Annotated in this window: 12 protein-coding genes; 6 read left to right on the top strand and 6 right to left on the bottom strand. The window is 71.4% G+C overall.

From position 1 onward, the window contains the following. The first annotated feature begins 90 nt into the window (after positions 1 to 90). Genes ACQPZW_RS19605 through ACQPZW_RS19595 form a run of 3 tightly spaced genes read left to right on the top strand, consistent with a single transcriptional unit; the run spans position 91 to position 3,466 of the window. Positions 91 to 1,743, top strand: coding sequence for a phosphatidylglycerol lysyltransferase domain-containing protein (locus tag ACQPZW_RS19605; RefSeq protein ID WP_433796351.1), 1,653 nt, complete (start codon positions 91 to 93; stop codon positions 1,741 to 1,743). Beyond that, positions 1,740 to 2,417, top strand: a complete 678-nt coding sequence (locus ACQPZW_RS19600; RefSeq protein ID WP_433796350.1) for a hypothetical protein — start codon at positions 1,740 to 1,742, stop codon at positions 2,415 to 2,417. Before ACQPZW_RS19605 ends, ACQPZW_RS19600 begins: the two co-directional genes overlap by 4 nt. Further along, positions 2,414 to 3,466 carry an alpha/beta hydrolase gene (locus tag ACQPZW_RS19595; protein WP_433796349.1) on the top strand — a complete coding sequence of 351 codons (1,053 nt, stop codon included), beginning with the start codon at positions 2,414 to 2,416 and terminating at the stop codon, positions 3,464 to 3,466. Before ACQPZW_RS19600 ends, ACQPZW_RS19595 begins: the two co-directional genes overlap by 4 nt. A gap of 36 nt (positions 3,467 to 3,502) precedes the next feature. Here the strand turns inward: ACQPZW_RS19595 and ACQPZW_RS19590 are convergent, their stop codons facing one another. The 6 genes from ACQPZW_RS19590 to ACQPZW_RS19565 form a co-directional block, all read right to left on the bottom strand. After that, positions 3,503 to 4,162 (bottom strand): hypothetical protein, encoded by a 660-nt coding sequence (locus ACQPZW_RS19590; RefSeq protein WP_433796348.1) that lies wholly within the window; start codon positions 4,160 to 4,162, stop codon positions 3,503 to 3,505. Next, complete coding sequence (locus ACQPZW_RS19585) at positions 4,159 to 4,977, bottom strand: hypothetical protein (RefSeq protein WP_433796347.1); 819 nt, start codon at positions 4,975 to 4,977, stop codon at positions 4,159 to 4,161. Before ACQPZW_RS19585 ends, ACQPZW_RS19590 begins: the two co-directional genes overlap by 4 nt. 23 nt (positions 4,978 to 5,000) lie before the next feature. Continuing rightward, entirely contained in the window at positions 5,001 to 6,599 is a 1,599-nt protein-coding gene (locus ACQPZW_RS19580; protein WP_433796346.1) for a hypothetical protein, read from the bottom strand. Beyond that, positions 6,596 to 6,910 (bottom strand): type VII secretion target, encoded by a 315-nt coding sequence (locus ACQPZW_RS19575; protein WP_433796345.1) that lies wholly within the window; start codon positions 6,908 to 6,910, stop codon positions 6,596 to 6,598. The genes ACQPZW_RS19580 and ACQPZW_RS19575 overlap by 4 nt, the downstream gene beginning before the upstream one ends. 212 nt (positions 6,911 to 7,122) lie before the next feature. Continuing rightward, positions 7,123 to 8,205, bottom strand: coding sequence for a type III polyketide synthase (locus ACQPZW_RS19570; protein ID WP_433796344.1), 1,083 nt, complete (start codon positions 8,203 to 8,205; stop codon positions 7,123 to 7,125). 95 nt (positions 8,206 to 8,300) lie between these two features. Next, complete coding sequence (locus ACQPZW_RS19565; protein ID WP_433796343.1) at positions 8,301 to 8,858, bottom strand: DUF6584 family protein; 558 nt, start codon at positions 8,856 to 8,858, stop codon at positions 8,301 to 8,303. A 121-nt stretch (positions 8,859 to 8,979) separates the two neighbouring features. On the opposite strand from ACQPZW_RS19565, the gene ACQPZW_RS19560 reads away from it, so the two are divergent. The 3 genes from ACQPZW_RS19560 (at position 8,980) to ACQPZW_RS19550 (ending at position 18,363) form a co-directional block, all read left to right on the top strand. Continuing rightward, entirely contained in the window at positions 8,980 to 11,949 is a 2,970-nt protein-coding gene (locus ACQPZW_RS19560; protein ID WP_433796342.1) for a helix-turn-helix transcriptional regulator, read from the top strand. A gap of 81 nt (positions 11,950 to 12,030) precedes the next feature. After that, positions 12,031 to 12,192, top strand: coding sequence for a hypothetical protein (locus tag ACQPZW_RS19555; protein ID WP_433796341.1), 162 nt, complete (start codon positions 12,031 to 12,033; stop codon positions 12,190 to 12,192). Between the two features lie 15 nt (positions 12,193 to 12,207). Next, positions 12,208 to 18,363, top strand: a complete 6,156-nt coding sequence (locus ACQPZW_RS19550) for a S8 family serine peptidase (protein ID WP_433796340.1) — start codon at positions 12,208 to 12,210, stop codon at positions 18,361 to 18,363. Positions 18,364 to 18,563: the final 200 nt, after the last annotated feature.

The raw sequence follows: 18,563 nt of genomic DNA, 5'->3' as shown, positions 1-18,563 counted from the left end.
ATGTCAACGACTCGGCAAGCGGTCACGGTGGTGGAAGTGGGCGAGGAGGCACCGGCCGGTCGATGGTCGCGGCCTCCGTCACCACGGCGAATGGTCGCCCGGCTGGTCCAGTTCGTCGGCGCGGTCGGCGCGATGATGTCCGTGCTGCCGGTACGCCACCATCACCGGGTCACGTTGCTCGCCGACGTGGTGCCGACCGCCGGGCTGATCACCGCGCGGGTCGCGTCCGCCGTGATCGGCGTGCTGCTGGTCTACCTCGGTGCCGGTCTACGGCGCGGCAAACGTCGCGCCTGGCAGTTGGCTCTCCTGCTGTCGTCGGTCAGTGTCGTTCTGCACCTGGTCAAGGGCGGTCTGGTCCCGGTGCTGATCGCCGGTTCGATCGTCGCGGTGCTGATGTGGCAACGCGACGAGTTCACCGCACCGGGCGACCCGCGTAACCGGTGGCGGGCGGCACGGGCGTGCGCCACGTTCCTCGGTGCCGGTTTCCTGCTGGGATTCGCGGAGATCGGGGTACGCGGCAACCGCCTCGACGGTCAGTTCACCCTGTGGAGCTGGGCCGAGCACGCGGCACTGGGCCTGATCGGGGTGACCGGGCCGGTCCGGTTCGCCCACCCGCTGGGTGATCTCACCGTGTCGATCACCACCGGCACGTTCGGGCTGTTGGCGTTCGCGTCCGGGGCGTTGCTGCTGCTCCGCCCCAGCAGCGGGACCGGTTGTGCACCGGCGGTCCAGCATCCCCGGCTGCGGGAGATGCTCGACCGGTACGGCGACGGCGACTCCCTCGGCTACTTCGCGCTCCGCATGGACAAACAGCTGATCTGGGCGCCGTCGGGGAAGGCCGCCGTGGCGTACCGCGTGGTCAACGGCGTGAGTCTCGCCTCGGGCGACCCTATCGGCCTGCTGTCGGAGTGGCCCCGGGCGATCGCCGCGTGGCTGGCCGACTGCGCCGCACACGGCTGGACTCCCGCCGTGCTGGCGTGCGGCACCGCGGGTGGCCGCGGCTACCAGAAGGCCGGCCTCGACGTGATCGAGTTGGGCGACGAGGCGATCGTCGACGTCGCCGGCTTCTCACTGGAGGGCCGGCCGATGCGGGGCGTGCGGCAGGCGGTGGCGCGGATGCGGCGGGCCGGTTACACCTGCACGGTGGTACGCCAGCGCGACCTGCCCGCGGAAACCCTCGCCGAGGCGGTGGCCTGCGCCACCGCACTGCGCGAAGGGAAGGTGGAGCGGGGTTTCTCGATGGCGCTGTCACGTCTGGGCGATCCCGCCGACGGCGAATGCCTGCTCGTGCTGTGCCGCGACGAGGCCGGCACTCTGCGCGGTCTGCTGCAGCTGGTGCCGTGGGGCCGTCGTGGACTGTCGCTGGATCTGATGCGCGGTGACCGGACCGCGCCCAACGGCCTGACCGAGCTGATGGTCGTCTCCGCGGTCGAGGCCGCCGCCGGCTTCGGGGTGGAGCGGATCTCGCTGAACTTCGCGGTGCTGCGGTCGGTCTTCGCGCGTGCCGAGGAGCTTGGTGCCGGGCCGGTGATCCGGCTGTGGTCGCGGATCCTGAAGGCGGCGTCGCGGCTGTGGCAGATCGAGTCTCTGTACCGGGCCAACGCCAAGTACCAGCCGGACTGGCAGCCGCGTTTCCTGTGTTTCCCGTCCGCACGTGACCTGCCCCGGATCGCGATCGCCGCGCTGACCGCCGAGTCGTTCCTGCCCGCCCGTGGGCCGCGTCTGCCCTCCGGTGTCGCATGAGGCTGACCGGCCTACCACTGATCCTGGCCGCCTGGGCTCTGCTGGCCGTCGCGGTGGTCGTCACCGTACGGCTGTGGCGTCGCCTGCCGGCCCGTCTCGGCGGCCTGGTGCTGATCGAGGTGCTGGCCGTACTCGGGATCGCTCTGATCGTCAACCGGGTCGAGGGCTTCTACCCGTCCTGGCAGTCGCTCGTGGGCAGCGAGACGGCCGCCGCGGTGACCGAGCCGACCGGTGCGGGCCGGCTCGACGTGTCACTGGACGCCGGCACGGTCGCCTGGTCACCGGCCGAGGCCACCGGCTGGCATCTGGCCGTACCACCGGCGCTGATCGCCACCCGCGACTATGCGCAGCACCCGGACCGGCGCTTCCCCGTCGTGATGGTGCTGACCACCGAGCACGCGGCGGCGGCCGTCAAGGACGCCGCGGCCCGGGCCACCGGAGTTCTGACCGTCGTCCTGGTGCCGACCCGGCAGACCACCGTCGCCGCCCTGTCCGGCCTGCCCGCCGTCCTGTCCGCGGACGCCCGCACCGCCGACGGCATCGCGGTCGTGGCCGACCCCGCGTGGCGCCGGCTGACCGCCGCGTGGCCACAGCACGCCTCCTTCGCCACCTTCGACGAGGCGGTACGCATGTCGCCACCGCCGCTGGCCGCTCCCATGAGACTGCCGTCATGAGCATCGACTCCGCGTGGACGCTCACTCTGGCGGTGCTGCTGGTGCTGCTTCTCACCGTCGGGCTGGCCTGGTGGTGGGACCGGCTGCGGATCCTCGGACGTGCCCTGTCGTCGCTCGCCGTCGTGGTGAGCCTCACCGGCACGGCGGCGCTGCGACTCAACCAGCTCACCGAGGCGTACCCCAGCTGGGACGCGCTCGTGGACGCCACTCCTCGCCCACCGGACCCCGACGAGGCAGCGTTGCCGGACACCGCTCCGGACCGGGGACGCCTGATGACCTATCAGGTGGCGGGCCCGGCCAGCGGCCTGGACATGCCGATGCTGGTGTACCTTCCGGCGGCCTACTTCGATCCCGCGCAGCAGACCGTCGAATTCCCGGTCATCGAGGCGCTGCACGGCTATCCGGGCACCCCGGAGACCTGGGTCCGCCGCCTCGACATAGCCGGGCACCTGGATCGGGAGATCGCCGCGGGCCGGATGGCGCCGACCGTGGTGCTGCTCCCCCGCCAGACACCGGACCGGCTGCTCGACACCGAATGCCTCGACCTCACCGGCGGGCCGAAGGCCGAGACCTACATCACCCAGGACGTACCCGCCTGGGCGCTGGCCAATCTGCGGGTACGCGACGACCGCGCGGCGTGGGGTCTGATCGGCTACTCCGCCGGTGCGTACTGCGCGATGAACCTCGTCCTCAAGCACCCGGACCGTTACGTGGCGGCCGCCGCGCTGTCCGGGCTGGCCGGGCCCGGTATCAAGGTCGGCGACAAGAGCGAGGACACCACCAACAACATCCCGTGGCGGCTGCGTCATCTGCCGCAGCCGCAGGTCTCACTGTGGATCGGCTGGGCCGCCGACGAGAAGAACGCCCGCATCGGCTCCCAGCAGGTCGTCAAGGCGGTCAGGCCGCCGCTGACAGTGCAGACCGCGGTGGTCCCGCACGGCGGTCACAGCCACGCCACCTGGCGCCAGATGGAGGCGCCGGCCCTGGATTGGCTCTCGGCCCGGCTGGCGAGGCCCATCACGCGACAGGCAGACGTGCGCCTCCGGTGAGGACAGCACGACGCCCGCCGTTCACGGGCGGGTGGTTCACGGCTGGTGCCGCGCCCACTTCGTGCAGTCGGCGCCGTACCGGGCCTCGCGGTCGACGGCGTTGTCGATCAGGCGGTCGGTGAGCCAGCGGCGTTCGCCGTCGCCGGTCTGCTCGTGCTTGAGCACGTAGGACTCGAGGTTCGCCCGGTCCTGCGGAACGCCGGTCACGCCGGCGTCGCGCCAGTGGCCGCGGTCGGTGCAGAAGGTCACCCTGGCCTCGTCCTGGCCGGTCTTCTCCACGCCCATGGTCTTCACCCACAGCGGCCCGCTCGACGGTTCCTCGTTGTCCGTCACGTCGGCGAACGGGGCGAGGGACTGCTCGTAGAACCGGTCGGTGAACAGGAACCGGCCGACCGGGACGATCGGGGTCCAGTCGGTCGAGCTTCCCTGCCAGTACCAGAACGCCAGGCTCCGCCGGGCGGCGAGAACCTCCTCCGATTCCGGCTCCTGGGACCTCTCCCAGGTGATCGGGGCGTTCGTGGGCCCGTCGATCGGCAGTTTCCGGTACGCCTCCTCGATGGTCATCGAGGACGGGGCCGGGCTGCTCGGCGCGCTCGATGCGGACGGGCCCGGGGCGGGGGGCTCGTCGGAGTCGGTGCATCCCGCGGTCGCCAGGGCCACCGTCACGGCGAGGACCGCCGTAGCGCGCAGCTTCACTTGGACACCTCGTTCTTCCACTCGGCCAGTGTGCCCTTGGTCCACTCGTACCCGCTCTGATAGGAGTCTCCGGCGTGGACGGCGGCGCTGCCCAGCGTGCTCTGACCGAGCCCACCCTTGTAGGTCTGCCAGTCCCGGTAGTCCTCGTCGGTCCACTGGCTCACCGGTTTCGGCTGGCCGTCCTGGATCAGGCCGGCCGGCAGTCCCTCGAGTCTGCCGCTGTTGTAGAGCCCCACCTCGGTGAGATCGACGGCGGTGGTACGGCCGGCGCCGAGCGCGGTGCCGATGTCGTAGGCCACCCGGCCGGTGTTGTCGACCTTCGCGCCCTTTTCGAGGTCCTCCATCACGTTGCCGACGAACCCGTTGGCCAGGTCGCTGAGGCCGGGAACCTTCGACGTCGCCGCGCCCACCACGCCCTCGACCAGCGGGCCGACGACCTTGTACCGGTCCTCGACGCTCTGGTTGTGCTTGTCGTCGAGGTCGGCGCTGGTCGCGTGCTGCGCCTCGTTGGCCCCGAAGTCGATGGCGCCGAGCACGCTGCCGTAGTTGCGGGAGACGACCTCCATCGAGCGCAGGTTGCCGTTGATGTCGTCGTTCGGGTTCTGCCGGCCGGAGAGGATCTCGTCGTACCTGGCCGCCGCGTACACGGCCTCGGCGTTGGCGATCGTCTGGTGGGCACCCTGGTCCTTGCCGATGTCGGCCAGGAACCGGGTGAGGTCGGTGCGGTTCACGTCGAGGGTCTGGTCGGTCACCGTGCGGCTGTCGGCGAGGTTGTGGTTCACGTCCGCGATGTACGCGGACATGATGTTGCCCATCGAGTCGCGCAGCTCCGGGTGGATCAGATCGTTCTTCTTGAACTCGACGGTGTCGCCGCCCGCGGCCGGATCGGTGCGGTTGGGATATCCCCTGGCCTGCTCGTCGGCGCTGGTCTCGTAGATGATCGACTCGACGAGGCGGCGCGCCTCCGGCCCGGGGTGTCGGTCGTGGCGCGTTCGAGAGCGATACCGAACCTGTCCAGGGAGCCGTTCTTGTAGTCCTCGCCGTGGGCCATCAGCTCGGCGGTCCAGCCGGGCCCGCCGGGGACGTCGGGGGTCGCGTTCCAGTCCCGGTCGGTGAGCAGGTAGTCCAGCCGGGGCAGCCGACCGCCCTCGGGGCCGTCGCCGGTGAAGTGCGTGACGCCGGTGAGCAGGTCCCGGGTGGCCTCGCCATTACGCGACAGCGCACTCATCAGCGAGTTGACCGGGTCGTAGCCGGCCGGCGCCTTGTTGTCGTCGTGATCCACTGTCCAGTCCAAGCGGATGTTCTCGCCGCGCGCCCCGGTCCACAGGGCGCCGTCCCTACCCTGTTCCATCTCGAAGTCGACGATGTCGCCGCCGACCGTGGACAGGAACCCGGAGTCGAAGCTGTTGTTGCGCAGCAGCGGGCCGAGCAGCTGGTAGCCGTAGACGTCCTCGACGTACCGTGCCGGGCTGGACGGGTCGCCGATGTCGATCTTGCTCCGCCCGGCGGTCATCAGGTCGCCGACCCATTGGCTGGACAGCTCGTACCGGCCTGGAACGTAGGTCTCGCCGCGCAGGCCCGTCGTGCTGCCGGTCTCCGTGGTCGCGGTGCTCAGCATCAGCCCGAGCCCGTTCTGCAGGTCTCCCACCAGGTCGGCGGTGCCCGGGTCGAACAGCCCGTCCGCACCGTCCTTGCCGGGATGGTCGAGCTGATAGGTCGCCAGTGTGCCGGACAGCTCCAGCAGGCCCTTCGGCCCGAGGCTGTCGAGCACGTCGTGCGCGAACGCCGGATCCTTGCCGTACACCTGGACGAGCGTCCGCAACTCGTCGAGCTCGGCGGCCGTCGGCTCGTACGCCGGATCCTTGATCTTGTTCGCCAGCTCCTGGGCCCTCGTGATCTTGCTGGGTGGGGTGGTCCCGAAGCCGTTCTGGGCCGACGGCACGTTGCCCTTGATGGTGGCGGCCGTCGCGTCGTCCTGCGCTCGCGCGTAATCCACGACCAGCCGCAGGTCGTTGAGCAGCGCGCCGGTCTCGCGGCCGGTACGGTCCAGGTCGCCGCCCATGTACGCCGACGCGGGCGCGGTGATCGACACGGTCGCCGTGTCCACGGTGTAGCCGGCCTGCCGCGCCGACGCGACGATCTGCTCCGCCTGCGTGCGATAGCCCCTCATCGCGTACGCGTGCTGATCGAACGCGTCGGCGAGGCGCTTGGCCGGCAGATAGGTGTCGTCCACCTCGGCCCGCAGCTTGACACCCTTCTCCAGCGCGGTGCTCGAACCGCGGCCCTGTGGCCATGCCGCGTCCACGTCGCGGCTGCACCGGATCAGGTCCTCCGACGTGTCGTCGATGCCCCGGGCCAGCCGAGCCCAGACCTCGGCGGCGGCATGCCACGGCCCGGCGTCGAACTCGATCAGGTCCTGCAATGTCAGGCCGCTCACCGTCCGGTCCCCGCCCCACTGCGCCGCAGCCCGTCGGCATTCGCCTCGTCGGTGCTCCGATAGTCCTGGGCCGCGGTGGTCAGACCGGTGCCGTACTCCTCGATCCGGCCGGAGAGCCCCTGCAACGCGGCAAGCCACACCTGCTGCGCCTCCTGCGCGGCGGCACCCGCGGCGGAGTCCGCTCGCGCGGCGGGCGCCAGGCCGGGGCCGGCTCCCTTCACCGCCTCCCGCAATGTCGCGGCGACGTCGGTGACGGTGCGCCCGACACCGCGCAGCACCTCGGCATCGACCTCTAGGTTGTCAGGTTGCACCGATAATCCCCTCCCCCGAGGAATCGCACGGCCGTCGGCACCGTCACGCCCGACTTCACGTGGTCGGTGCCGCACAGAGGATAAGGCCCGGCTCACCGGCACGCCGCAACCTCCCCGATCCCCCCGGCATCCGACCACCTCCGACACACGACGAGGCCAGGGTCTCCGACCTCGACGAACTCGGCAACCCCGCGGCCGGGAGACGGATACTCTCACCAGTCCAGGAGCAGCAGTTCCGATGAGAAGCCGGGCCCCATGGCCAGCATCACCGCGGGGCGGCTCGGGGCGCTCGAGTCGCGGACCGCCAAGGTCTCCTGAAGGACATGCAGGACCGAGGACGACGACAGATTGCCGATGGCCGCCAGACTGTCGCGCGTCACGTCCAGGGCCTCGGGCTTCAGGTCGAGTGCGCGGACGATCGCCTCGATGACTTTGGGGCCGCCCGGATGGCAGATCCAGGTGGTGACGTCCGTCAACGCCGAGCCGTGAGCGGTGAGGAACCTGTCGACGTCGTCGCGCAGGTACTCATCCACGACGTCCGGGACCTCGGGCGAGAGCACCAGCCGGAATCCGGACGCACCGATGTCCCAGCCCATGATCTGCTCGGAGTCGGGGTAGAGGCGGCTGCGGGTCGCGACCACACGGGGAGCGCGATCGAACCCGGCGGCGGCCGCGCGCCGCTCCCCCATCAGGACGACAGCCGCGGCACCGTCGCCGAACAGGCCCGAGCCCACGAGATTCGCCGTCGAGTCATCGCCGGGCTGCAACGTGAGCGAGCAGAGCTCGACCGACAGGAGCACGGCCACCTCGTCCGGGTGGCCCTGGAGGTAGTCGTGGACCCGGGCCACGCCGGCGGCACCGGCGAGGCAGCCGAGGCCGAAGAGGGGCATGCGCTTGACGTCGTCGCGCAGTCCGAGGCGGTACGCGATCCTCGCGTCGAGACTCGGCACGGCCAGGCCGGTCACCGAGGTGGTCATGATGAGGTCGACGTCGGCCGGAGCCAGACCGGCGGCCCCGACGGCCGCGGCCAGGGCCTGCTCACCGAGGCGGACGCCGACGTCGATCCAGACGTCGTTGGCGGCTCCGAAACCACCGAGGTCACGGTAGGACTCCAGCGGAAGAGCGAGATGCCGGGTCCGGACACCGGCCGCAGTGTGCAACCGCCGCATCAACTCGCGCCGGGCGGATCCCGGCGGCTCGTCACCGAGGACGACCTCGGCCAGCGCCTCGGTCACCTGCTCCTGTCGGTAGACGTATTCAGGCAGGGCGACACGCACGGCGGCAATCCTCGACACGCGGCAACCGTACGCTCAGGACAGTCGCGCCCCGGGGAAGAGCATCCCGCGGTGACGGCCGTCGGCCGGCACAGGGTCAGTCGTGGCCGGCGTCGTCACGGGTACGGGGACGCGAACACGAGAGCGACGAGTTTGTAGATGACGACGCAGACGACCACGGTCACCGGGCCGAAGACCGCGAGCGCCGTGAGAAGGTCGCCGAGTGACCAGCCCGGCGACGGGGCGGGGGCCACCGGTGCCCGTTCGGTGCGGTGGACCGGCGGTCGGGCGTCGTGCGCCGGCGCTCTGACGGCGGGCAGACGGGTCTCGGCGGCGGCGCGGGCGGCCAGGTCGGCGTAGCGGGGCCCGGCGAGTGGCCCGAGTCCGCGGGGATCCTCGCCGTGCAGGCGCAGCAGGCTCAGCCGGTCGGTGGCGGACCGGTTCTTCCTGGCGAAGGCTGCGATCTCGTGCGGCTCGGCGTCCTCGGTGAGAAAACCCCAACGGCCCGCTTCGGGTACGTCACCGGCCCGGCGGCAGACGTCGGCGAGGCGGGCGCGCACCTCGAGATCCTGTGGATGGTCCGCGAGCAGGCTGCCCAGCCGCTGGATCGCCGAGCGGACGTGGCCGCGTGCGAGGTCGGCCTCCACGCGCAGGAGCACTTCGGGTTTCGCCACGCCCCGATTGTGCCCACGCTCGTCCAGCCCGGCCTCGACGACCGTACGTATCGGAAACAATCATGGTGATGATTAGATGATCATCGGAATGCCCGAGTCGCGGAAAGCGAGATCACCACGCATGCTGGACCCCTCGCCGGAGGACGACGGGACCTCACCGGCCATTTCCACGCCGCGTTTCGTCGGTCGTGATCGGGAGCTGACGGCACTGCGGGGCGCCCTGGCCAGGCCTCCGGCGATCGTGCTGGTGGAGGGCGAGGCGGGGATCGGCAAGAGCCGGCTGCTGCGCGAGTGGTCGGCCGCGCCGGATCAGCGCACCGCCCTGGTGTCGGTGTGTCCGCCTCTTCGTGAGTCGCTGACGTTGGGGCCGATCGTCGACGCGTTCCACGGGATCGAACGGCCGGTGCCACGCTTGCCGCTGACCGAGCTCGCGGGCGCGTTGCGGCCCCTGTTCCCGGAATGGTCCTCGGACCTGCCGCCCGTACTGCCGCCGTTGGATGATGCGAAGGCGGCCCGGCATCGGCTGTTCCGTGCCCTCGACGAGTTGCTGCGGGCTCTGCGTGTCGACGTTCTCGTGCTCGAGGACGCGCAGTGGGCCGACGAGGTGACCCTGGAGTTCCTGCTGTTCGTCCTCTCCCGGCAGCAGTCGGACGGACCCAGCCTGGTGATCTCCTACCGGCCGGAGGAGGTGGACGACGGATCCCTGCTGCTGCGGCTGACGTCCCGGCTGCCCGCCGGCGTGACCCAGCTGAGGATCGCCCTGGCGCCGTTGCGACCCGACGACACGGCGGCGCTGGTGTCCTCGATGCTGGACGGCAACCCGATCTCGCGGGAGTTCACGACGTTCCTGCACGAGCGGACCGGCGGTGTCCCGCTGGCCGTGGAGGAGTCGGTCCGCCTGATGTGCGACCGTGCCGACCTCGTCTTCCGCGACGGTCAGTGGGTCCGGCTGAAGCTGCGCGAGCTCCGGGTTCCGCCGACGGTCCGCGACTCCACCCGGGAGCGGGTGAGCCGCCTGTCGCCGGCGGCGCAGCAGGTGTTGCGGGCGGCGGCCACGTTGGCCGAGCGCTCCTCGGTGGCGACGATCGCGATGACCGCCGACCTGTCGCCGGCCGTGTGCCGGGGCGCCGTCGCGGAGGCGGCCGGTGCCGGTGTCCTGGACGGCGACGACCGCGACCGGTGGCGGTTCCGGCACGTGCTGGCCGCCACCGCCGTCTACGAGGCGATCCCGTTGACCGACCGCCGGCACCTGCACCTGCTGGCCGGCCGCGCCTTGGAGCACCTCCGTCCGCCGCCCGTGGCGCGCCTGGCCCACCACTTCCGCGAGGCCCGCGAGACCCGGTCCTGGGCGCGGTACGCCGAGCAGGGCGCCGAACTGGCCATGGCCTCGGGTGACCACACCAAGGCGGTGGACCTGCTGGTCGATCTGCTGTCGTGGACCGTACTGCCGCCGGCCGACCGGGCGCGTGTGGCGCGCATCGCCGGAGTCGCCGCGCTGGGCCGCCGGGAACCGGTCGACGAGGTCTACCACCGCGTGATCCGTACCCTGCGCTCGGTCCTGGCAACCCCCGGCCTCTCCGCCCGGCAGCTGGCCGAGATCCGTAACCCCCTGGGCCGGCTGCTGATCACGGGGGGCGAGGCGCAGGCCGCGCTCAGCGAGCTGGAGCAGGCGGTGGCCAACCTCGACCACGATCCGGTCGAGGCGGCGCGGGCGATGACCTATCTCGGCTGGGCGTACGCGGGACCGTGGCCGGCCTCGACTCATCGGCGCTGGCTGGATCGCGCCGCCGAGCTGACCGCGCAGATCGACTCCCCCGCACAGCGGCTGAACCTGGCCGGAAACCGGGCCGCGGCGCTGCTCATGCTCGGTGAGGAGGAGGCCTGGGACGTCGTCGCCGGCCTGCCCGTCGACGGCACGACGACGGCCGAGCGCCTCGACGTGGCCCGCATCCACGTCAACATCGGTACCGGGGCGCTGATCTGGGGCCGGTACGCCGATGCCGAGCAGCACCTCGACGTGGCCCTGCGCCTGGCCGAGGCCGAGCAGGCGTCGCGGTTGCAGCACAACGTGCGACTCGAACAGGCCAACCTGGCGTGGAACACCGGACGGTGGGACGGTCTCGCCGAGACGAGCACCGTACTCGCCGATGCCGACCGGGACCGGCCGGCACATTACCTCGGCAGCATTCGCCTCGCTGCCCGGCTGGCTGCCACGGCCGGCCGGCGGCGCGCCGCGGAGGAGCAGTTCCGGCTGGTCCTGGAGGAGTCCGCCCGTCTCGGCGCGGTCGACGACACGATGGAGGCCGCCGCCGCACTGGCCCGGCTGTGGTTGACGGACGGCAACAGCCGACGGGCGCTGCGGGTCACCGACGAGCCGATGGACACCGTACGACGCAAGGGCATCTGGGTCTGGGCGACGGACCTCGTTCCCGCCCGGGTCGAGGCGCTGCTCGCCGCCGGCGACCTGACGGGCGCGACACGCCTGGTCGGCCGGTTCGCCCGGGGACTGCGTGGCCGTACGGCGCCCGCGCCTCGTGCCGCTCTCGCCGTGTGCCGTGCCCTGCTGCTCGCCGCGGCCGGAGACCACTCCCGGGCGGCGACGGCGTACGACCGGGCGGCGCGCGCCTGGAGTGCGTTGCCGCGCCCCTACGACGCCATGCGCGCCCGCGAGCGGCAGGCCGAGGCGCTGCTGGCGCAGGGCCGGACCGAGCCGGGGCTGCTCGATCAGGGCCGTGAGCTGCTGTCGGCGCAGTACGAGCAGTTGTTCCGGCTGGGGGCCCGCGGCGACGCGGACCGTGTCGCCCAGCGGCTTCGCGAGCACGGCGCCGAGGTCCCGCGACTGTGGCGTGGCGGCCGGCGGGGGTACGGCGACCAGCTGTCACCTCGTGAGCTCGACGTGGTTCAGCTGGTCGTCGCCGGCAAGACGAACCGGCAGATCAGCCGGATCCTGGCCAAGTCCGCGGCCACGGTGGATCAGCAGCTGCGCGCGGCGATGCGCAAGCTGAAGGTGAGCTCCCGGACCGCGCTCGCGGTCAAGGCGGTGGAGGCGGGTGTGTTCGCCGAAGAGGACCCTCTCGACGGCGCCTCGTGAAGATTGACGTATCCGCCGGATAGCTAGGGTCCCTCGGTTCGCCCGAGCATGGCTGCATGATCCATAGCCCATCGGCGATGCATGCCTGAGCGACCCGTCGTGCGTGACGACTCCGCCGTAGAGCATCCGCCTCCCGTCGAGCTGTCGCGGGATCCGCACGACAGCGCCCGCGACGACTCCGACGCCCACGACGCCGCCGGTGCCGCCGATCACCACAGCCACGACCCCTACCAACCTCTGTAGGCGGAAGGGACCCCCATGAGACTCAAAGCTTTCGCGGCAACGCTCGCCGCGGTGGTCGGCCTGAGCATGCTCCAGCCACTACCGGTGTCCGCGGTGGAGCCGGATCCCGGCACGCCCGCCGGCAAGATCGCGCCGGACCTGAAGGACCGCTTCCGCACGCAGCCGTCCGCCGACTTCTGGATCACCTTCGAGACCGGAGCCGACCTCGGGCCGGCGAAGAGGATCACTGACTGGACCGCTCGTGGCCGGTTCGTCTACGACGCGCTGACCGCCGCGGCGAAGAGCTCCACGGCATCGGTCTCCACCGAGCTCGACCGGGCCGGCGTCGAGTACACCTCCTTCCCGATCGCCAACGCCGTGCTCGTCAAGGGCGGCACCGAGAAGCTCGCCCTCGACGTGGCGGCACGGGTGCAGGTCGCCGAGATCCACGCGACGCCGCAGGTCGCCCTCGTCGAGCCGGTGGACGAGAAGGTCCCCGCCGACCGGCCGGCCCGGCCCGCCGCCCCGAAGGCCGCGGGTGAGGCCGGCACCGTCACCTGGGGCCTGGAGGCCATCCGCGCCCCGCAGGCATGGGCCATGGGAGCCACCGGCGCCGGCATCACCGTGTCCAACCTCGACTCGGGCGTGCAGTTCGACCACCCCGCCCTGCGGCGCCAGTACCGCGGCACGAAGCCCGACGGCACCGTCGATCACAACTACAACTGGATGGCCACGCGCGGGTCGTGCGGGGACGCGCCGTGCGACGACAACGGGCACGGCACGCACACCATGGGCACCATGGTCGGCGACGACGGCACCGACCACGTCGGCGTCGCACCGGACGCACAGTGGATCGCCACGGACGGCTGCTGCGCCGCCACCGGTGTCGAGTCGCTGCTGCGGTCCGGCTGGTGGCTGCTCGCACCGACCGATGTGAAGGGCGACAACCCCGATCCGTCCCGGCGCCCCCACGTCGTCAACAACTCGTGGGGTCAGAACGTCGAACACGACTTCGACGGCTTCTTCCAGGCCATCGACGAGGCCTGGAGCGCGGCGGGCATCTTCAGCGTCTGGTCGTCGGGTAACACCTCGCCGTACGCCGCCTGTGACACCGTCTCCTCGCCCGGCGCCGCCACGAGCGCCTACTCGGTCGGCGCCACCTCGTCCGACGGCACGCTCGCCTCGTTCTCCCGCAAGGGCGAGGGCGACGGCGGCCGGATCAAGCCCGAGATCTCCGCCCCGGGTGACGGCGTGCGATCGTCCTATCCGAACGACGGCTATATCGAGATGTCCGGTACGTCGATGGCGGCGCCGCACGTCGCCGGTGCCGTCGCGGCGCTCTGGAGCTACGACCCGACCCTGATCGGGCAGGTCGACGAGACCCGCCGCCTGCTCGGCGAGTCGGCCGTCGACGTCGACGACACCGAGTGCGGCGGCACCGCCGAGGTCAACAACAAGTACGGCGAGGGCCGGCTCGACCTCGTACGCCTGCTGCAGCTCGCACCCCGCAAGGGCGGCACCCTCACCGGTGTCGTCACCGCCGGCGGCAAGCCGGTCCCGGCCGCGGACGTGACGATCAGCGGGCCGTTCAGCCGGTCGATCGGAACCGACGAGGACGGCCGGTTCACCACCAGCCTCCCGGCCGGCGACTACCGACTGCGCACCCGGGTCTTCGGCTACCTGACCGCGACCGCCGACGTCACGATCACCCTCGGCCGGGACACCTCCGTCACACTGCCGCTCACCGCCGCCGCGAGGCACGACATCAGCGGCCGCGTCGTCGACGACAGGAGGCGGCCCGTCGCCAACGCCGACGTCTCCGTCAAGGACACGCCATTGAAGCCGGTACGCACGGACGCCGCCGGCGCGTTCACGATCACCGCCGTCCCCGAGGGCGCGTACGGGCTGACCGTCGAACCCGATGCCTGCTTCTCACCCACGACGATCCCGCTGACCGTCGGCGCGCAGAACCAGCCGTCCGAGATCCCGGTCGGGCTCGTCGTCGACGAGGGCGGCTACAGCTGCGCCGTCTCCGAGGGTGAGCACCTGCGCGGCACCGACCCGGTCACCTTCACCGGCGGTGTGTGGTCCACGGTGAAGCTGCCGTTCCCGATCGCGCTCTACAACGGCAGCCACGACACCCTCGGTGTCGGCCTGCGCGGCGTCATCGCCCCGGACGGCAGCACCGGGCCCGGCTACGGCGGGGCGGGCATCTTCCCGTTCTACGTGGAGACCCCCGTCGAGTTCGCTCCCGGTGGTGGCGTCTTCACGGCGGCCACCACGGTCAACGGTGAGGACGCGTTCGTCGTCGAGTACCGCAACGCCAGGCTGTGGGCCTATCCGAGCCGGTCGGAGTACACCGAGCCGGTCAGCTTCTCGGCCACGCTCACCCGCTCGGGCACCATCATCCTCGGGTACGGCGACGGCGTCGGCACCGACGACCCGGTGACCGCCGGCACGCACGCCGTCACGGGCATCCAGGGCTGGGCCGGTGTCGACGGCATCCGGTTCTCCGATCACGCTCCGGTGCTGCACGACGGCATGATCGTGACCTACGACATGCCGGACTTCGGGTACCTCGACGCCACCGTCGTCGACCGCAACGACGGGCTGCCGATCGCCGGTGCGAAGGTCTCCTTCAGCACCGGGAACGGGCTCGTCGAGACCGTCACCACCAATGGGACGGGCATCGTGCACCGGCAGCTGCCGGTCGGCGACTACACCATGACGGTCGAGGCGCCGCGCTACACGACCACGGCGTACCCCTTCGCGCTGAAGCAGCTCTACGCGAAGGCCACGATCGACGCGCGTCTGACCACGGGTACGGCCGGACTGAAGGCCGACGGCCTCGACGCGCTGCTGGGGACCGGCCAGAACGGCGTGGGCTCGCTCACGCTGACCAACAACGGTTCCGCGCCGCTGACGTACCACCTGGGCGAAGCCGCGCGGCATCCCGAGCTCGACGCCGCCGGGGCCACCGCACGCACCGGCATCGGTGCGGCCGGCACGGTCGACCTCGCCGCGTGGAAGGCCGGCGCGAGCGGCATGAGACCGTCGACCGTCGACGGCACGCCCGCCACGTCGAGCGCCGCGGAGACGCGGGCGGCTGCCAAGGTCGGCGCGACCTCCGGCGGTGACGTCGTCACCCGGATCCCCATCCCCGGCACGATCGCGGAGAAGGAGCCCTCCGGCATCGGCTACGACGGCGACGTCTGGGTCCACGACTACAACGCGCGGACCAACACCGCCTACACGGTGACGGGCAAGCGGACCGGGAAGGCCTTCGACGCGTCGTGGAACCCCGCGTACCGGGCGTTCGACATGGCCCTGGACACCAGGACCGGTGACATGTGCCAGATGGAGGACAGCCCGGCCAGCTACATCCACTGCTTCGACCGGACGACCGGCAAGGAGACGAGGCAGGTCAAGGGTGACTGGTCCACGCTGCAGTTGACCGGTCTCGCGTACAACCCGGCCCGGGACGTCTTCTACGTCGGCGGGCGCCGCAACGGCATGATCGGGACCGTCGCCGGTACGTCGCACGACAACCCGGGCGCGCTGCTGTCGTTCTGCGCTCCCCCGCTGCCCGAGGTGATGGGCCTGGCCTACAACCATGCCTCGGACACGATCTGGTACACCGACCTCACCGCGAACCGGCCCACCCGCCTGCTGCAGGTCGACCCCGTCGACTGCTCGCTGGTCAACGCGTGGTGGTTCCCGGGCCGCAAGGCCGGCCAGGGCGGCGGCCTGGAGACCGACGCCACCGGGGCGCTGTGGGCGGCGGACCAGATCGCCGACGACGTCGTGCTCGTCGACGTCGAGGACGACCTGCTCACCGACCTGCCGTGGCTGTCGCTGTCCTCGACCGGTGGCACGCTGGCCCCCGGCCAGTCGGCGACCGTCAAGGTCTCGATCTCGGCGAAGAACGCCGCACCCGGAGTCCAGGGCGCGAACATCGTGGTCCGCTCCGACTCCGGGCGTCAGTCCAAGAGCTACGTCCCGGTGACTCTCACGACCACGAAGTACCAGGTCGGCGTGAACGCGGGCGGCGCGAAGCTCACCGACGGCTCCGGCTGGACCTGGTCCGCCGACCAGGCCGCCGGCACGAAGTCGTGGGGCTACGAGGGCCGGACGAAGGTCGCCGTGACGAAGGCCCCGATCGCCGGCACGACCGACGACGCGCTGTTCCAGTCGCAGCGCACCACGACGGACAAGCAGCTGTTCTACCGCTTCCCGGACGCGCCCCGGGGCACCTACGCGATCGACTTCGGGTTCGCCGAGATCGACAGGACGGCCCGGGGCAAGCGGGTGTTCGACGTGCTCGTGGACGGAAAGCTGACCGACTACGCCTACGACCCGACCGCGGCCGTGGGGCCGAGCACCGCCGACTGGCGCAAGGCTGTCGTGCAGCACGAGGGCGGCCCGCTGACCGTGGAGTTGCGCGGCTCGAAGGGACTGCAGCCCCCGAGCATCGCCGCGCTGCGGGTCACCCTCGACCCGCGCGCCGACCAGGCGGAGCCGGAGCCTCAGCCGGAGCAGCCGGACCCGGGTCCCGTACCGGTGGCGCCGGCCGGTCGCTCGTACACGATGACGGTGACCGAGGGCCTCTACCGGCAGGGCACGCAGGAGTCCGGCTGGCACGGCGACGACCTCTGCGGGGTGCTGTGGTTCGACGCCGACTACCTCCAGCCGTTCTACGACAGCGCCTGGGACGGCGTGTGCGTGACGACGAACGGCACGCTCGCCTTCGACCGCGCCGACACGTCGGGCAGCAACACGGCGCTGCCGTCCCCGGCCCCGATCGACGCGATCCACCCGTTCTGGGACGACCTGGTCGTCGACGACGAGGCGGGCGTCTACTTCGGCAAGACCGAGGTGGACGGGGTCGCCGGGCAGGTCGTCGAATGGCGCAACGTCGCCTTCTACAGTGACCGGACGGCTCGCGTCAGCTTCTCGGTCACCCTGATCGCCGACGGCCGGATCCAGATCGGCTACGGCGACGGCGTCGGCGGCGACAACCCGCTCACCCGGGGGTCGTCGGCGACGGTCGGTGTACAGAGCCTGAACCGCAACCCCGCGGGTCAGTACTCCGTCGACCAGCCTGTCCTGAAGAACGGCCTGGGGCTGGAGTACCGCCTCCCGGCCGCGGGCACGATCGAGGGCACGGTCACCGACGTCAACGACGGCAAGCCGATCGACGGCGCGATCGTCACGCTCCGAGGGCCCGCGGGCGAGCGCGTCATCTCGACCGACACGAAGGGCCGGTGGAAGGCCCAGGCGCTGGTCGGCGACAACACCGTGCAGGTCGAGGCACCGAACTACGTCACCGCCGCCCACCCGGTGGCCATCACCAGGAAGGACCAGGCCGAGGTACGGGACACGGCGTTGACCACGGGCATCGCCACCGTCACCGCGGGCAGCCTCGACTGGCTGCTCGACGAGGGCCGGAAGGCGACGGCCGCCGTGACCGTCACCAACAGCGGGTCCGCACCGCTCGACGTACGCATCAGCGAGGCCGCCGACCTGCCGTGGCTCACCCTCACCGGATCGGCCACGACCGGCACGGTCACGCTCGCGGCCGGCACCGCCACCACGGTCACCGTGACGGCGGACAACACCGGCGTCAAACCCGGCGTGCTCGTCGGGGACCTGCTCGTGGCGTCGAACGCAGGCAAGGGCGAGAGCCGCCTCGAGCCGGTGCGCCTGGCGACGTCGGCCTACGGGAGGGCCGTCGACGCCGGCGGGCCGGGATACGTCGGCTCCGGCGGCTTCTGGTCAGCTGACCAGGCGCTCGGTTCACGATCCTGGGGCCACGTCGGCGGCAAGGCGAACACCACCCGAGCCGACATCGCCGGCACCAGGGACGACGCGTTGTTCCGCACCCAGCGGACCGGCAGGACGTTCCGTTACGTGTTCAAGAGCGCCCCGGCCGGGACGTACCGGATCGACCTCGACTTCGCGGAGCTCGAGAAGGTCAAGCCCGGTAAGCGTGCCTTCGACGTGCTCGCCGGCGGCAAGGTCCTGCTCTACGACCACGACGTGCAGGCGAAGGTCGGTGCGCTGACCGCGGACACGAACATGGTCACCGTCGAGCACACCGGCGGCGATCTGACGATCGTGTTCAACCGTGAGAAGGGTGAGGGCGACCCGATCCTCAACGCCCTGAAGGTCCAGGAGGACCCGCGACTCTGATCCGGCCCCCCAATGGTCAGAGCCTCCCCGGCAACCCCGCCGGGAGGCTCTGACTCCAGCCATGCCAATCGATGCCTCGTCCGCGGGTTCACCATCTGGCCGCCGGCGCCGGATCCGGCAGTTCCTCGACATCGGCACCGGCCTCGGCCTGCCGATCGCCCGCCAGCTGAACCCTAGGTCGACGGGACTCCGGCACCGCC

This window comes from Actinoplanes sp. CA-252034 (assembly GCF_050956125.1).
Classification (GTDB): Bacteria; Actinomycetota; Actinomycetes; order Mycobacteriales; family Micromonosporaceae; genus Actinoplanes.
Note: the sequence above shows the minus strand (reverse complement) of the source record. Positions and strands in the feature narration are given on the sequence as shown.

Bases quoted from the DNA above. Each gene is read 5' to 3' on its own strand.
- ACQPZW_RS19605 (WP_433796351.1), top strand. From the start codon at position 91: ATGGTCGCCCGGCTGGTCCAGTTCGTCGGCGCGGTCGGCGCGATGATG.
- ACQPZW_RS19600 (WP_433796350.1), top strand. From the start codon at position 1,740: ATGAGGCTGACCGGCCTACCACTGATCCTGGCCGCCTGGGCTCTGCTG.
- ACQPZW_RS19595 (WP_433796349.1), top strand. From the start codon at position 2,414: ATGAGCATCGACTCCGCGTGGACGCTCACTCTGGCGGTGCTGCTGGTG.
- ACQPZW_RS19585 (WP_433796347.1), bottom strand. From the start codon at position 4,977: ATGGGCAACATCATGTCCGCGTACATCGCGGACGTGAACCACAACCTC.
- ACQPZW_RS19560 (WP_433796342.1), top strand. From the start codon at position 8,980: ATGCTGGACCCCTCGCCGGAGGACGACGGGACCTCACCGGCCATTTCC.
- ACQPZW_RS19555 (WP_433796341.1), top strand. From the start codon at position 12,031: ATGCCTGAGCGACCCGTCGTGCGTGACGACTCCGCCGTAGAGCATCCG.
- ACQPZW_RS19550 (WP_433796340.1), top strand. From the start codon at position 12,208: ATGAGACTCAAAGCTTTCGCGGCAACGCTCGCCGCGGTGGTCGGCCTG.